This window comes from Streptomyces sp. NPDC040622 (assembly GCF_055593965.1).
This window is the reverse complement of record NZ_JBVIXD010000005.1, coordinates 301,572-315,458: the sequence shown is the minus strand read 5'-3', so window position 1 is coordinate 315,458 and position 13,887 is coordinate 301,572. Positions and strand designations below refer to the sequence as shown.

The following is a 13,887-nucleotide window of genomic DNA, read 5'->3' as shown; positions in this document are numbered from 1 at the left end:
TCTGGCGAACGACTGTGCGGTGCCCGAATCTGGACGCAACGCCGCCTGTGCGGTGTTCAAGCTCCTCATGGGGCCTGAGGTGCGGGGGTGGTGCCGTGTCGGCGCAGCACCACCTCCGTGTCATCAGGGGGCGGCGCCACAGGCCGTCCCCCGCGTCACGTTCCCGGGGCCGCCTCCCTAGGACACCGGAGCGGCCCGCTCCACCACCGACGCCAGATCGAGACTGTGCGGCAGCGTGCCGAACGCCGCGCCCCAGTCGCCGCCGAGCCGTGAGGCGCAGAACGCGTCGGCCACTTCCGGGGGCGCGTACCGCACGAGCAGCGAACCCTGGAGCACCAGAGCGAGCCGCTCCACGAGCCGCCGCGCCCGCCCCTCGATGCCCTCCAGGTCGGCCAGTTCGGTCAGCAGGTCCTTGATGGCGCCGTCCAGGCGGTGGTCGGCGCCCCGCGTGCGGCCCACCTCCCGCAGGAACGCGTCCAGGGCCTGCGGCTCGCGCTGCAGTGCCCGCAGCACGTCCAGCGCCTGGACGTTCCCCGAGCCCTCCCAGATCGAGTTGAGCGGCGCCTCGCGCAGCAGCCGCGGCATGCCCGATTCCTCCACGTAGCCGTTGCCGCCCAGGCACTCCAGGGCCTCGCCGACCATCGGCGTGCACCGCTTGGTCACCCAGTACTTGGCGGCCGGCACCGCGAGCCGCAGGAACGCCTGCTCCTGCTCGCCGCCGTCGTCGTAGGCCGCCGCGAGCCGCAGCGCCAGCGTCGTGGCCGCCTCCGACTCCAGCGCCAGATCGGCCAGTACGTTGCGCATGAGCGGCTTGTCGACGAGCCTGCCGCCGAACGCCTCCCGGTACGTGGCGTGGTGCACCGCCTGCGCCACGGCCTGCCGCATCAGCGCCGCCGAACCGATCACGCAGTCGAGCCGGGTCGCCGCCACCATCTCGATGATGGTGCGCACCCCACGCCCCTCGTCCCCGACCCGGCGCGCCCACGTCCCGTCGAACTCCACCTCGCTCGACGCGTTGGACTTGTTGCCCAGCTTGTCCTTGAGCCGCTGGATGGCGAAGGCGTTGCGCGTGCCGTCGGCCAGGACGCGCGGCACGAGGAAGCAGGTCAGCCCCTGCTCGGCCTGCGCCAGCACCAGGAAGCCGTCCGACATGGGCGCGGAGCAGAACCACTTGTGGCCCGTCAGCGCGTACGTCCCGTCCTCCGCGAGGGCCTGCGCGCGCGTCGTGTTGGCCCGCACGTCGCTGCCGCCCTGCTTCTCCGTCATGCCCATCCCGAAGAGGACGCCCGCCTTCTGCGCCGCGGGCCGCAGCCCCTCGTCGTAGACCGTCGAGGTCAGCCTCGGCTCCCATTCGGCGGCGAGCGCGGGATCGCCGCGCAGCGCGGGCACCGCGGCGTGCGTCATCGAGATCGGACAGCCGTGGCCCCCCTCGGCCTGCGTCCACACCAGGAATCCCGCGGCGCGCCGCACGTGCCCGCCTGGCCGCGACCAGGCCGTGGTCAGGCCCGCGGAGACGGCCTTGCCGAGCAGCCGGTGCCACGCCGGATGGAACTCGACCTCGTCGATCCGGTTGCCGTAACGGTCATGCGTGTGCAGAACGGGAGGATTCTCATTGGCCTGCGTCCCCCACCGCTGCGCCTGGGCGGAACCCGCGGTGCGGCCGAGCAAGGAGAGTTCGTCCCGGGCGGCCGGGAGGAGCTCCGGATCCAGATGCCGCTCGACCCCCTCGGCGAGAGCCCGGTCGGACGTGAATACGTCATATCCCACCAGGGGCGGAGCCTGGTTGGTCACTGTGTGGGTGCTGGCTGCCATGCCGCTACGGTAAGGAGGTGCACCAGGCAAAAGAAACACCCGGGCGGCCGTCGGGCCGTTGGAAACGGGCCCGCGCTCTCTACCGGAACGTCTCGAAGCGCAGGACCGCCTGGCTGCTGCTCAAGGACACCGTCAACTCGTGCGTCGAGTACCGCATCCTGGGGCTCGCGGCCGAGGCGGCGTTCTTCACGCTGCTCTCCGTCCCTCCGCTGCTCCTGAGCCTGATCGGGCTGCTCGCCTACGTGGACCGGTGGACCGGCGCGGACACCATCGCCAGCGTGCAGAACAACATCCTGGAGGCGTCCCGCACGGTCCTGTCCGACAAGGGCGTCCACCAGATCGCGGAACCGATACTCGACGACGTGCTGCGGGTCAGCCGGCCCGACGTCATCTCCATCGGCTTCCTCTTCGCCCTGTGGTCCGGCTCGCGCGCGGTGAACGTCTTCATCGACACCATCACCGTGATGTACGGCCTGGACGGCGTGCGCGGCATCGTCAAGACCCGGATCCTGTCGTTCGGCCTGTTCATCGTCGCGCTGCTCATCGGCTCGGTGGCGCTGCCGCTGATGGTGGCGGGTCCCGACGCGGTGGTGAACCTCCTGCCGGGCTCCACGACGGTCGTCCAGATCCTCTACTGGCCGGTCGTGATGATCCTCTCCGTGGTCTTCCTGACGACGCTGTACCACGTGTCGGTGCCGGTGCGTTCGCCGTGGGTCGAGGACATGCCGGGGGCGCTGATCGCGCTCGCCATGTGGGTGCTCGGCAGCTTCCTGCTCCGCATCTACCTCACCAGCACCGTCGAGGGGCCCACGATCTACGGCTCCCTCGCGGCGCCCGTCGCCGTGCTGCTGTGGATCGGCGTCTCGGCGTTCGCGGTCCTGGTCGGCGCCGCGGTCAACGCCGCGATCGACCGGGTCTGGCCCTCCGTGGCCACGGCGGCCGCCCGCGCGAACAACGACCGCATAAGGGAGGCCCAGGCCGCGGAGGTGGTGGCGCGCGCGGCCGCCGCGCGCGAGGCGATGGCGGACCCCGACGACCCCGACGACCCGGAGATGCCGTCCGAGTTCCCCGAACGCTGGTCCCGCTTCCTGCCGCCGGACGACGTGACGTCGCGGCTGCGTACGCCCGCGAAGCCCACGAAACAGGCGAAGCACGCGAAGCGGAGCGGCACGGGGAGCGGGGGCGGCGGCCCCGCAGGCGACTGAGGACCGGGGCCCGGGGCGCCGGCCCCGGGCCCCGCCCGTTCGACCGCCTGGCTCACGCCTCCCAGGTGCCCGCCCCGGCCTGCTCCCCGGCGAAGTCCGCGAAGTCCCTGGGCTCCCGGCCGAGCACCTCGCGCACGCCCGGGGAGAGCCGCGCGTTGCGCCCGTCGAGGTTCGTCTCGAACAGCTCGACCAGGAACTCCACTTCCGGTGCGGGCAGCCCGAACTCCGCGAGCGCCGCGCCGTAGTCGCGGGCCGACACCGGTACGTAGGCGATCTCACGGCCGGCCGCCGCCGCGACCTCCGCCACCGCCTGCCGGAAGGTGAGGAGCCGGGGGCCCGTGAGGTCGAGGACCCGGCCCGCGAAGCGATCGCCGCCGGTCAGCGCCGCGATCACCACGTCCGCGACGTCCCGCGCGTCGATGAACGGTTCGAGCACCTCACCGCCGGGGAAGACCAGCTCCCCGGCCCGCATCCCCTCGAGGAGCGGCCCTTCGCTGAGGTTCTGCGCGAACCAGCCGGCCCGCACCACCGTCCACCGCGCACCCGCCTCCCGCACGGCCCGCTCCGTGGCGTGCGCCTGCTCCTCGCCCCGCGCGGAGAGCAGCGTGAGCCGCCCCACCCCGAGCTCGACCGCGAGCCGTGCGAACGCGCCGACCGTCTCGGCGGCGCCGGGAGCGCCGACGTCCGGCAGGTACGCGAGGTGTGCCGCGTCGGCGCCCCGCAGGGCGTCCGCCCACGTCGAGGGGTCCGCCCAGTCGAACCGCACCGCGCCACTTCGCGACGCGGCCCGCACCGTGAGGCCGGCCGCCTGCGCGGACTCCACGACCCGGCGCCCCACCCGCCCGGTCGCCCCCGTCACCAGCAGCGTCATGCCCGTAGTACGTGCCCGGTTCTTCTCGTTCGTCGTCATGCGCACCAGTCAACTGCCGGACCGGGCGGCGAACCATCGACGAGAAGCTCACGGACATGCGCGTGCGTCTACGCTGCCGTCATGGACGTACTCGCCGGCCTGCTGGAGGGACCGCGCGCACGGGGAGCCTTCATGATCCGTGCGCTCTTCGACCCGCCCTGGTCCGTCCGCATCGCGGACGAAGCGCCCCTGTCGGTCATGATCATGGTGCGTGGCGCCGCCCGGATCGTCCCCGCCGACGGGGGACCCGCCCAGCACATCGGCCCCGGCGACCTGGCCATAGCCCGCGGACCCGGCCACTACACCTGCTCCGACGAGACCGGCACCGCGCCCTTCGCCGAGATCAGGCCCGGCGAGCAGTGCGTGCCGCTGGACGGTGCCCCCGTCGCCCGCTACCGGGACCTCGGCCCGCGGGCCTGGGGCGAGTCGCACGACAGCTCCGTGGAGATGCTGATCGGCACCTACCAGATGCGGGGCGAGCTCACCGGACGGCTCCTCGACGCGCTGCCGCCGCTGCTCGTGCTCCCCGCAGCGGTGTGGGAGTGCCCGCTCACACCCCTGGTCGCCGAGGAGATCGGCAAGGACGAGCCGGGCCAGGCGGTCGTCCTCGACCGGCTCCTGGACCTGCTCCTGATCGCCGCGCTGCGCGCCTGGTTCTCCCGCCCCGAGGCGGCGGCGCCCGCCTGGTACCGCGCGCTCGGCGACCCCGTCGTGGGCCACGCCCTGCGCCTGCTCCAGGACGACCCGGCCCACCCGTGGACCATCGCGGACCTCGCGGCGAAGGCGGGCGTCTCGCGGGCCGCGCTGGCCCGCCGGTTCGCGGAGCTCGTGGGGGAGCCCCCGATGACGTACCTGACGAACTGGCGGCTCGCGCTCGCCGCCGACCTGCTGCGCGACAGCGACCGGACAATCGCCTCCATCGCCCGCCGGGTGGGGTACGGGAGCGCGTTCGCCCTGTCCGGAGCCTTCAAGCGGGTGTACGGCGTCAGCCCGCAGGAGCACCGCGGTCGCGCGGCCTGACACCGGTGCGGCGTAGCCTTGGCGCATGGCCCAGGAGAGCGGCGAGCACGGCGGCTACCGGGAGCGGCCGGCCCGGCTGACCGGCGCGGTCGTGTGGACGCGCACCGCCACGGGCGAACCGGGCGCCATCCGGCCCGTGCTGCCCGACGGCTGCATGGACCTCCTGTGGACCGAGGGCCGGCTGTTCGTCGCGGGCCCCGACACCCACGCGTACGTCCCGGACGCGGCCACCGCGGTCGGCCGCTACGTGGGCATCCGCTTCTACCCCGGCACCGCCCCCGCCTTCCTCGGCGTGCCCGCCCACGAACTGCGTGACCAGCGCGTGGAGTTGGCCGACCTGTGGAGCGCGCACCGGGTCCGCGGGCTCCTCGCGCGCGTGGACGGCGCGCCCGACCCGATGGCCGCGCTGGAGGCGGTCGCCGTGGACCGCGCCGCCGACGTGGATCCGCCCGACCCGCTGCTCGCCCACGTCGTCCGCTCGCTCGGCGCGGGCCGCTCCGTCGCGCGGACCGCGGCCGAGGCGGGCGTCAACGCCCGTCTGCTGCACCGCCGTTCGCTGCACGCCTTCGGCTACGGACCCAAGACGCTCGCCCGGGTGCTGCGGCTGCAGCGGGCACTCGCACTGGCCCGCGACGGGCTGCCGTACGCGGACACGGCCGCCGCCGCGGGCTTCGCGGACCAGGCCCATCTCGCCCGGGACGTCAAGGAGTTCACCGGTCAGCCGTTGGGCGAGCTCCTCGGTGAGGGGCAGCCGGGAGTGTGAGGACAGGCTCTAGGAGGCGTCCGACGGGGCGAACAGGTCGACGCCGTTGCCGTCCGGGTCGAGCACCACGGCGTACCGCTGCCCCCAGGGCGCGTCGAACGGCTTGAGCTCGCTCGCGTGCCCGGCGCCCGTCATCTCCTCGTACACGGCGTCGACCCCGGCGGCCGTCCCGCAGTGGAAGGCGAGCCCGATCCGGCCCTCGCCCGCGGGCGGCTGCCAGTCCGGGTGGAACGAGCGGACGGTCTCCTCCGTGTCGAAGGCGATGCGCAGGCCGCCGGGGAGCGCGGCCTCGACGTGCGGCGCGCTCTCGGAGCCCTCGGGGAACTCCAGGCCGAGGCGGCGGTAGAAGGCGAGCGAGGCGGGCAGGTCGGCGACGACGAGACCGACCAGGTCGAAGCGGGGCGTGGGCGAAGTCGGTGTGCTGTTCATGTCCGGCAGCCTAGGCAGCGCATCGCCCCGCGGTCTTGAAGGAAACGGACACCGCCCCGACGGAACCGGACAACGCCCGACGGAATCGGACAACGCCCGAAGGAACCGGACACCGCCCCGACCGGCGGCGGCTACCGCGTCAACGGCGCCCTCGCCGCACTCCTGGCCCTCTGCGCGGGCGTGGTGCTGCTCTTCCGCGGTGCGTACCCGAAGGACACGTACGGCCTCAACGCCGGACTGCGCCGCCGGGGCGTGCGGGTGGTGGCGTACGGCACCCTGCCGACGGACGTCTACCCTCCGTTCCGCCTCGACCAGGGAGAACGCGAGCCGACGGCCGCCGGGCCGCCGGCCTGACTGTCACGGTCCCCGAATCCCCGCTACGTTGGACGACATGGACTATCCCGGTGACAACCGGCTCGCGGCCGCCGCCGTGGTCTTCGGCGGCCGTGTGCTGCTGGTGCGGCGCAGCCGTACCGAGCGGTTCCTGCCCGGCGTGTGGGGCGTGCCGTGCGGCAAGCTGGAGCCGGACGAGAGCCCGCGGGACGGCGTCCTCAGAGAGCTCAAGGAAGAGACCGGGCTCCTCGGCCAGGTGCGGCGCAAGGTGGGCGAGTCCTCCTTCGTCAGCACCTACCGCGGGCACGAGGTGAAGAACTGGCAGGACAACTTCCTGGTCCGCCCCCTCACCTTCGACGTGGTGCTGCCGCTGCCCGACCAGGAGCACCGCTGGCTCGCCCCCGCCGACCTCGGCACGGTCGAGATCGACGCCTACAACCGCGAGATCGTCCGCCAGGCCTTCGCCTGAGCGGCCGTACCGCCCGTACCCCGTACCGCCCGCGGGTCAGCCGAGCAGCCCGGCCAAGCCCGTGAGCTCCGCCAGGTAGTCCCGCACCTCCAGCGGCTTCTTCGCCACCGCCCGCCCCGGCAGGTCGGGACCCGACACCTGCGCGCCGGACACCTCCGCGCCGGGACCGGTGAACACGTCCGTGTAGCGCCGCCGCCCCGCCCCCGTCTCCAGGAACAGCGTGACGGCGGGCCCCGAGGAGGCGCACCACGCGCGGTGCAGGGTGTGCGGCGGCAGCGCGTAGCCGCTGCCGGCCGCGTACCGCGCGCTCTGCGTCAGGCGCAGCCGCGCCCGGCCCGCGGGCTCCAGGAGCCAGTCGCCCTCCTCGCCGGACAGCGACTCCCGGTACCAGGACGCGGCGACGCCCTCGTCGGCGGCGGGGTCGGCGGGCTCGTACAGCTCCATGCCGAGCGCGCCCCGCACCACGTGGGACGCCAGCGGCGAGCGGTGGTTGTGGATGTCCTCGCCGGTGCCCCGGCCCGGATGCCACACGTGCGCGCGCAGCATGTGCCGCGGGCCGCCGTCGATGAGGAGCAGCTTGTCGAAGCCGAGGACGTGCCGGTACGAGAGGAGCGCGCACCCCGACGGATCGCCGACGCCGGTCGCCAGCTCGCGGACCAGCGGCAACAGGCGTTGCGGGGAACCCAGTTCGGCGACGACCGCACGGGCGGCCCGCACCAGCGCGTCGCCCGTCGGCCCGTCGAGGGACTCCTCCAGGAGCCGTCTGGCGCCGTCGACGTGTCGACCACCCATGGGACTCTCCCCCTCGTCCGCGCGCACCCCACGCCGGGCCGGGGGTTCAGAGGCCCGGCTGGTACATCCATACGGCATGGGCCCGCAGGGCGGATAGGCCTTGGTAGGTCATCCACACCGGGTAGGCGAGATCGCCCCCGTCCCACGTCCAGATCCCGCTGTCCTGCCGGCGCCACACGGCGGCGGCCGCGCCCGACAGCATCTCCTGCCACACCGCTTCCCGGCCCTCGTCGGCGGCGACCGAGGGGGCGCTCGGCGTGAGCAGCGCCCGCACCACCCAGGCCGCCCCGAAGTGCCGTACGGAGAGCACCTCGTGGCGCGACGCGTCGACGGGGTGCGGGCGGCGCACCGTCTCGTGCGTGCTCTCCAGGTCCGCGCAGCCGTCGTGCGCGGGGCCCGGGCAGGAGAGCAGCCAGCGGATGCCCTCCTCGCGCGTCGCGCGGGCGTTCGCGTCTTCGCCGAGGACCCGTGCCGCCCGGTCGAGGGCGACGACGGCCTGCGCGGTGTGCACGGCAGAGGGCGCCACCGTACGGCCGCGCGGCGGGGTGAGCCGGGCGCCCCAGCAGCGCCGGTGCCCGCGCGCCGGATCGGTGACGGCGCCGTCGACGAGCGCGTCCCGCAGCACGGGCAGGGCGGGGGAGTCGGGCGCCGCGCGCAGCAGTCCGCGCAGCACGGTGGTGACGACATGGGTCAACTCGGCGCCCGCGGGCTCCCGTTCACGGCCGAACCGGTCGGTGCACCGTTCCGCCTCGGTGGCCAGGAGCCGGGGGTCGGCGCCCGCCCGCGCGAGCGCGCCGAGCACCAGTGCGGTCACCTCGGGGCGGCCCACCGCGCCCTGCGAGCGGGCCGCCCAGCCGCCCTCGGGCAGCCGCAGCCGCCACAGCGTCTCCACCAGCTCCGAGGCGCGCAACCGCCCGTCGGGCATGCCGAGTTCGAGGACGGTGTGCAGGCCGTACGCGGTGCCCGTCGGTGTCGGGCGTACCGGTTCCGGCTGTTCGTCCAGGGCGTGCGGCCAGCCGGTGAGGCGGCCGCGCAGCGGATCGTCGAAGACGGTGAGGCGGTCGGTGAGCGTCGCGTACGTGGCGGCCGAGAGCCCCGGCAGCGGTCCCGGCGCCGCCGGTTCCCCCGCGCCCGGCTCACCTCCGGTGCCCGCCCGGGGGCGACGCGGGGGCGGTACTCCGTCCAGGGTGCCCGCCGCCCCGCCGTCCCCCGCCGCCCTGGCCCGCAGCAGCGCGCCGGCCAGCCCGGCGCAGAGACCGGTCCCCACGCCGCTGACCACGGCGAACGAGTAGCGGGCCGGGTCCCCGTACAGGCTCGCGGGCAGCAGGCCGACCAGCGACTGGAAGACGGCGTACCCCACGGCCACCGGTCCCAGTCTGCCCAGCCACGCCACCAGCCGCCCGGGCGGCGGGTCGGCCGGCGGCTCCGGCGGCACGGGGTGTCCGGTGGGGTCTGTGCTTCCGCGCAGGTGTGCTGTAGGCATGAACTCCACTTACCCATAAGACACGTGTGACGAAAGGGAGTGAGCACCGTGCCCGGTTCGGCACCGACAGCGGACCTCACCGGCTGGAACAGGGCCCCGTTCACCGGGGCCGGTCTCACGCATGATGTCTATGAGAAAGGGACAGGTCCCGGCGTCGTCCTGGTTCCCGAGATCCCCGGTGTGCACCCAGGAGTCCTGGGCTTCGGGGAGCATCTGGTGGAGCAGGGCTTCACCGTCGCCATCCCGTCGCCCTTCGGCGAACCGGGCAGGCCCATCTCCACGCCGTACGTGCTCGGCGTCTTCCCCCGGGTCTGTGTCTCCGCGGAGTTCCGCGCCTTCGCCACCAACGCCCGCCGCCCCTTCGCCGACTACCTGCGCGCCCTCGCCCGCGACCTGACGTCCCGCACGCCGGGCCCCGGCGTCGGCGTCATCGGCATGTGCTTCACGGGCGGCTTCGCGCTGGCCGCCGCCACGGACGACGCCGTCCTCGCCCCCGTGCTCAGCCAGCCCTCGCTGCCGCTCCCCGTCAGCGCAGCCCGCCGCGTCGACCCCGGCCTGTCCCGCGCCGAGTTCGACACCATCGTGGCCCGCACGAAGAACGAGGGCCTGTGCGCGCTCGGCCTGCGCTTCAGCGAGGACAAGCTGGTCCCGCGCGACCGCTTCGCGACGCTCCGCCGCCACCTGGGCGACGCGTTCGAGGTGATCGAGCTGGACTCGTCGCCGGGCAACGGGACGGGCTTCGCCAAGTCGGCGCACGCCGTCCTCACCGAGGAGGTCCGCGAGGAGCCCGGCCACCCCGCGTACGCCGCACGCGAGCGGGTCGTGCGGTTCCTGCGGGAGCGGCTGACCGCCGCGGGGTGACCCGCGGCGGCCGGCCGCGCGGATCAGCCGTCCGCGAGGGAGAAGAGGCAGCTGAACGTCGCGGGACCCGGCCCGGCGAGCAGTTCGTGGCGCGGCAGGACGCCGGGGCCGCACGACTGCGAACCGATGCCGTGCTGCCCGATGTCCAGGTTGACCCAGAGGGTGTCGCCCGGTGTGAGGTCGGTGCGGTGGGCGGCCGCGTCGAGCTGTTCCGTGGTCCAGCGGCGCACGGTGAGCCACGGCTCGTGCCCGCTCGTGATCCGCAGGCCGCCGAGCTCCGCCCAACGGACTCCGGGGCGTGCCCCGTTCTCCTGCGGGCGCACGTACGGCGTCTGCAGCGCGTCGACGTCCGACTCCCAGACGCCGACCATCGAGGCGGCGCAGGTGTCGGGGTAGGCCTCGCCGGGCCCGCCGCCGAACCACCGCACCCGGTCGCCCGCGCCCGGCATCGCGAAGCGGATGCCGAGGCGCGGCAGCGGCACGGCCCACTCGCCCTCGGGCGTCACGGTCAGCCGGAGCAGCAGCCTCGCGCCGTCCGCCGCCCAGCGGTACTCCGTGCGCAGCGCCACGTCGCTCGCCGCGGGGGCCACGCGGGTGCGCACGGTCAGCCCCTCGTCCGTCGGCTCGACGGCGTCCACGCGGTGCCGCACCCGGTGCAGGCCCAGGGCACGCCAGCGGGCGGCCACGGACGGCTCGGGCCGCCACGGCATGCCGTTGTCGTTGTCGGTGGGCGCCCGCCACACGTCCAGGCGCAGATCCTCGACCTCACGGCCGTGGAAGGACAGGAGCGTGCCGGTGCGGGCGTCGAAGGCGGCGGGCCCGAGCGTGATCCGCCGCCCGTCGGCCTCGCGCACCGGCGCCGCGCCACCCGGCACGGGCAGGACCGTGCCGCGTTCCACGGGGAGTTGGGCCCATGCCACGACGTGTCCCCGCGGTGCCCACGCGGTGTCCTCGGCGAGCGTCGCCCGCACGGTCCACCGGGTCTCGGTGTCGGGATCGCGCCGTGGCGGGGGCGGCAGCTTCACCTCCGCGCGTGCTCCGGGTCCGGTCGGTGGCACGGTGAGGACACCGTCCGCGACCGTCGTGCCGTCCTTCTCGTACGACCAGGTGAAGGCGAGGTGGGAGAGGTCGGCGAAGTCGTGGAGGTTGGCGATGCGGACCGTCCCGGCCCGCCCGTCGCCCTCGATCCGTACCGGCTCGATCACCTTCTTGTACTCGACCAGGCCGGGGGACGGCGTCCGGTCGGGGAAGACCAGCCCGTCGCAGATGAAGTTCCCGTCGTGCAGGTCCTCGCCGAAGTCGCCGCCGTAGGCGTACGCGTACGCGGGGTGCGCGATGCCGTGGTCGATCCACTCCCAGACGAAGCCGCCCTGCAGCCGCTCGTACGACGCGAAGAGCTGCTGGTACTCGCTGAGTCCGCCGGGGCCGTTGCCCATGGCGTGCGCGTACTCGCACAGGAGGAAGGGGAGCCGGCGGCGCGCGTCCGGTCCCTCGTCCTCGCCCCGGCCGATCCGCTCGACCTCGGCGTGATCGGCGTACATCCGTGAGTAGACGTCGGTGTCCGCGCAGGACCGGTCGCCCTCGTAGTGGAGGAGGCGGCTGTCGTCCCGCGCGCGGATCCACTCGGCCATGGCGGTCAGTCCGCGGCCCGTCCCGCACTCGTTGCCGAGCGACCAAAGGATCACCGAGGCGTGGTTCTTGTCGCGTTCGACCATGCGGGCCGCGCGGTCCAGGAGGGCGGGCGTCCAGCGGTCGTCGTCGACCGGGTTGCCGCGCCAGCCGACGGCCTGGAAGCCGTGGGTCTCCAGGTCGCACTCGTCGATCACCCACAGGCCCAGCTCGTCGCAGAGGTCGAGGAAGGCGGGGTGGGGCGGGTAGTGGCTGGTGCGGACGGCGTTGATGTTGTGACGCTTCATCAGCACGAGGTCCGCGCGCATCGTGTCGAGGTCGAGCGTGCGTCCCGTATCCGGGTGGAACTCGTGGCGGTTCACGCCCCGGAAGAGGACCGGGCGGCCGTTGACCGTGATCACGCCGCCCTCGACGGAGACCGTGCGGAAGCCGACGCGCAGCGGGATCCGCTCGCCGGGCGTGGCCAGCGTCGCGTCGTACAGGCGCGGCGTCTCGGCCGTCCACGGGTCCACGGGCACGGTGACCGGCTCGCCGGCCGGCACGTCGACGCCGAGATCGGGCACGGTGACGCGACCCTGGACCGCCGAGTCGACCCGCAGCGTGCCCGTCCCCGCGAGATGGTCGTAGGAGGCGTGCACGAAGAAGTCGCCGGCGCAGCCCTCGGGCCGGTGCAGCAGCGTCACGTCGCGGAAGATGCCGGGCAGCCACCACTGGTCCTGATCCTCCAGGTACGACCCGGCTGACCACTGGTGGACGCGCACCGCGAGGACGTTGCCCCCGGGGCGCAGCAGCTCGCCGACGGAGAACTCGTGGGCGAGGCGGGACCCCTTGAAGTCGCCGAGCTCCGTGCCGTTCAGCCAGACACGGGCACAGGAATCGACGCCGTCGAAGCGCAGGACGGCACCGCCGTCCCCGGGCCAGTCGGCGGGCAGGTCGAAGGTGTGCAGATGGTCACCGGTGGGGTTCTCGGCGGGGACGCGGGGCGGGTCGAGGGGGAAGGGGTAGAGCTGGTTGGTGTAGTGGGGCGCGCCGTGGCCCTGCAGCACCCAGTGGCCGGGGACCGCGATCTCGTCCCAGGTGCCGTGGTCGTACCCGTCGGCGGCGAAGGCTTCGGTCTCGGCGTCGGCGGTGGGGGAGAGGCGGAAGCGCCAGCGGCCGTTGAGGGGGAGGGTGGCGGCGTCCGACGTCGCGTACCACGCGCGGGGCGGGAGGCTGCCGGTTCCGGGGGACACGTCCTCGTGGTGGGGGAGCTCCATGCGTTCCATCAGACCGTGCCGGGGCGGGTGGTCACCATTGTTTCGGAGCGGGAGTTGTTGGACTTTTCGGGCGGGTCTTGGACGGGCCGCAGGAGGGGTGCGGATATCGCGGTTACGGTGGGCTGCTGATGTCGAAATCCGCCGAGCTCTGGCGACTTCGACGCGATATCGGTAACTTCTGACCGCGTGAACCAGTCATCTGAGCCGCCATCGACAACCTCGCCGGTGCCGCCCTGCGCCCTGCCGGCGCGGCTGCCCGTGAACGACCGCACCCGCCACCGCCGCCTGCGCGACCAGGGCAGCCTGGAGCGCGCCGACCTGGAGGCGATCCTGGACGCGGGCTTCGTCTGCCACCTCGGCGTCGTCGTCGACGGCCGCCCGATGGTCGTGCCCACCGTCTACGGCCGCGACGACACCTGGCTCTACCTGCACGGGTCCGTCGCGAGCCGCAGCCTCGCCGCCGATCCCGACGCGCCGGTCTCCGTCACCGTCACCCACGTCGACGGACTGATCCTCGCCCGCTCGGTCTTCGAGCACGGCGTCAGCTACCGCAGCGCGATGATCCACGGAGTGCCGCGCAAGGTGACGGACCCGGACGAGAAGCTGCGCGGCCTGCGCATGCTCACCGAGCACGCGGCACCCGGCCAGTGGGACTACGCCCGCCGCCCCGACCGCAAGGAGCTGGCCGCGACCACCCTCCTCGCCCTCTCCCTCGCGGAGGCCTCGGTCAAGGTCGCGGCCGGGCCGCCGGAGGACGGCGCGGGCCCGGACGCCGAGCTCGGCATCTGGGCCGGCAACCTGCCGCTCACCGCCGTGTGGGGCGAACCGGTGGCCGACCCGCTGCTGCCCGGGGGGATCGCACCGCCGCCGCACATCGTGCGGCGCACCGGCACCCGACAGGGCTGAGCACGCCGCCCGCGGCCGC

13 protein-coding genes are annotated in these 13,887 nt (G+C 74.1%); 7 read left to right on the top strand and 6 right to left on the bottom strand.

Going from position 1 to position 13,887, the window contains the following annotated elements:
- Positions 1–177 precede the first annotated feature (177 nt).
- Entirely contained in the window at positions 178–1,812 is a 1,635-nt protein-coding gene (locus tag ACZ592_RS16165; protein ID WP_471582177.1) for an acyl-CoA dehydrogenase family protein, read from the bottom strand.
- A 17-nt stretch (positions 1,813–1,829) separates the two neighbouring features.
- Here ACZ592_RS16165 and ACZ592_RS16160 point away from each other — a divergent pair, with 17 nt between their 5' ends.
- A complete protein-coding gene (locus tag ACZ592_RS16160) occupies positions 1,830–3,017 on the top strand; it encodes a YihY/virulence factor BrkB family protein (protein WP_471582176.1) in 1,188 nt (395 codons plus the stop codon).
- Between the two features lie 52 nt (positions 3,018–3,069).
- On the opposite strand, the gene ACZ592_RS16155 is transcribed toward ACZ592_RS16160, so the two are convergent.
- Entirely contained in the window at positions 3,070–3,927 is an 858-nt protein-coding gene (locus tag ACZ592_RS16155) for an NAD(P)H-binding protein (RefSeq protein ID WP_471582175.1), read from the bottom strand.
- 81 nt (positions 3,928–4,008) lie between these two features.
- Between ACZ592_RS16155 and ACZ592_RS16150 the strand changes: the two genes are divergently transcribed.
- Complete coding sequence (locus ACZ592_RS16150) at positions 4,009–4,947, top strand: AraC family transcriptional regulator (RefSeq protein ID WP_471582174.1); 939 nt, start codon at positions 4,009–4,011, stop codon at positions 4,945–4,947.
- A gap of 25 nt (positions 4,948–4,972) precedes the next feature.
- Positions 4,973–5,710, top strand: a complete 738-nt coding sequence (locus ACZ592_RS16145) for a DUF6597 domain-containing transcriptional factor (protein WP_471582173.1) — start codon at positions 4,973–4,975, stop codon at positions 5,708–5,710.
- A gap of 9 nt (positions 5,711–5,719) precedes the next feature.
- On the opposite strand, the gene ACZ592_RS16140 is transcribed toward ACZ592_RS16145, so the two are convergent.
- Positions 5,720–6,139 (bottom strand): VOC family protein, encoded by a 420-nt coding sequence (locus tag ACZ592_RS16140; RefSeq protein ID WP_471582172.1) that lies wholly within the window; start codon positions 6,137–6,139, stop codon positions 5,720–5,722.
- Positions 6,140–6,319: 180 nt separating this feature from the next.
- On the opposite strand from ACZ592_RS16140, the gene ACZ592_RS16135 reads away from it, so the two are divergent.
- Both ACZ592_RS16135 and ACZ592_RS16130 read left to right on the top strand, forming a co-directional pair.
- The gene (locus tag ACZ592_RS16135) at positions 6,320–6,493 is read left to right on the top strand and encodes a hypothetical protein (RefSeq protein WP_471582171.1); all 174 of its coding nucleotides are present in this window, start codon (positions 6,320–6,322) and stop codon (positions 6,491–6,493) included.
- 37 nt (positions 6,494–6,530) lie between these two features.
- Entirely contained in the window at positions 6,531–6,941 is a 411-nt protein-coding gene (locus ACZ592_RS16130) for an NUDIX hydrolase (RefSeq protein ID WP_471582170.1), read from the top strand.
- A gap of 36 nt (positions 6,942–6,977) precedes the next feature.
- Here the strand turns inward: ACZ592_RS16130 and ACZ592_RS16125 are convergent, their stop codons facing one another.
- The gene (locus ACZ592_RS16125; RefSeq protein ID WP_471582169.1) at positions 6,978–7,733 is read right to left on the bottom strand and encodes a cupin domain-containing protein; all 756 of its coding nucleotides are present in this window, start codon (positions 7,731–7,733) and stop codon (positions 6,978–6,980) included.
- 46 nt (positions 7,734–7,779) lie between these two features.
- Complete coding sequence (locus tag ACZ592_RS16120; RefSeq protein WP_471582168.1) at positions 7,780–9,216, bottom strand: hypothetical protein; 1,437 nt, start codon at positions 9,214–9,216, stop codon at positions 7,780–7,782.
- A 48-nt stretch (positions 9,217–9,264) separates the two neighbouring features.
- Here ACZ592_RS16120 and ACZ592_RS16115 point away from each other — a divergent pair, with 48 nt between their 5' ends.
- Complete coding sequence (locus ACZ592_RS16115) at positions 9,265–10,077, top strand: dienelactone hydrolase family protein (protein ID WP_471582167.1); 813 nt, start codon at positions 9,265–9,267, stop codon at positions 10,075–10,077.
- Positions 10,078–10,100: 23 nt separating this feature from the next.
- Here ACZ592_RS16115 and ACZ592_RS16110 read toward each other — a convergent pair whose 3' ends face one another.
- Entirely contained in the window at positions 10,101–12,962 is a 2,862-nt protein-coding gene (locus ACZ592_RS16110) for a glycoside hydrolase family 2 TIM barrel-domain containing protein (protein ID WP_471582166.1), read from the bottom strand.
- Positions 12,963–13,202: 240 nt separating this feature from the next.
- On the opposite strand from ACZ592_RS16110, the gene ACZ592_RS16105 reads away from it, so the two are divergent.
- The gene (locus tag ACZ592_RS16105; RefSeq protein WP_471582462.1) at positions 13,203–13,868 is read left to right on the top strand and encodes a pyridoxamine 5'-phosphate oxidase family protein; all 666 of its coding nucleotides are present in this window, start codon (positions 13,203–13,205) and stop codon (positions 13,866–13,868) included.
- Positions 13,869–13,887: the final 19 nt, after the last annotated feature.

Coding starts and splice junctions, on each gene's coding strand:
- ACZ592_RS16165 (WP_471582177.1), bottom strand. CDS start 1,812: ATGGCAGCCAGCACCCACACAGTGACCAACCAGGCTCCGCCCCTGGTG.
- ACZ592_RS16155 (WP_471582175.1), bottom strand. CDS start 3,927: ATGACGACGAACGAGAAGAACCGGGCACGTACTACGGGCATGACGCTG.
- ACZ592_RS16150 (WP_471582174.1), top strand. CDS start 4,009: ATGGACGTACTCGCCGGCCTGCTGGAGGGACCGCGCGCACGGGGAGCC.
- ACZ592_RS16145 (WP_471582173.1), top strand. CDS start 4,973: ATGGCCCAGGAGAGCGGCGAGCACGGCGGCTACCGGGAGCGGCCGGCC.
- ACZ592_RS16140 (WP_471582172.1), bottom strand. CDS start 6,139: ATGAACAGCACACCGACTTCGCCCACGCCCCGCTTCGACCTGGTCGGT.
- ACZ592_RS16130 (WP_471582170.1), top strand. CDS start 6,531: ATGGACTATCCCGGTGACAACCGGCTCGCGGCCGCCGCCGTGGTCTTC.
- ACZ592_RS16125 (WP_471582169.1), bottom strand. CDS start 7,733: ATGGGTGGTCGACACGTCGACGGCGCCAGACGGCTCCTGGAGGAGTCC.
- ACZ592_RS16120 (WP_471582168.1), bottom strand. CDS start 9,216: ATGCCTACAGCACACCTGCGCGGAAGCACAGACCCCACCGGACACCCC.
- ACZ592_RS16110 (WP_471582166.1), bottom strand. CDS start 12,962: ATGGAGCTCCCCCACCACGAGGACGTGTCCCCCGGAACCGGCAGCCTC.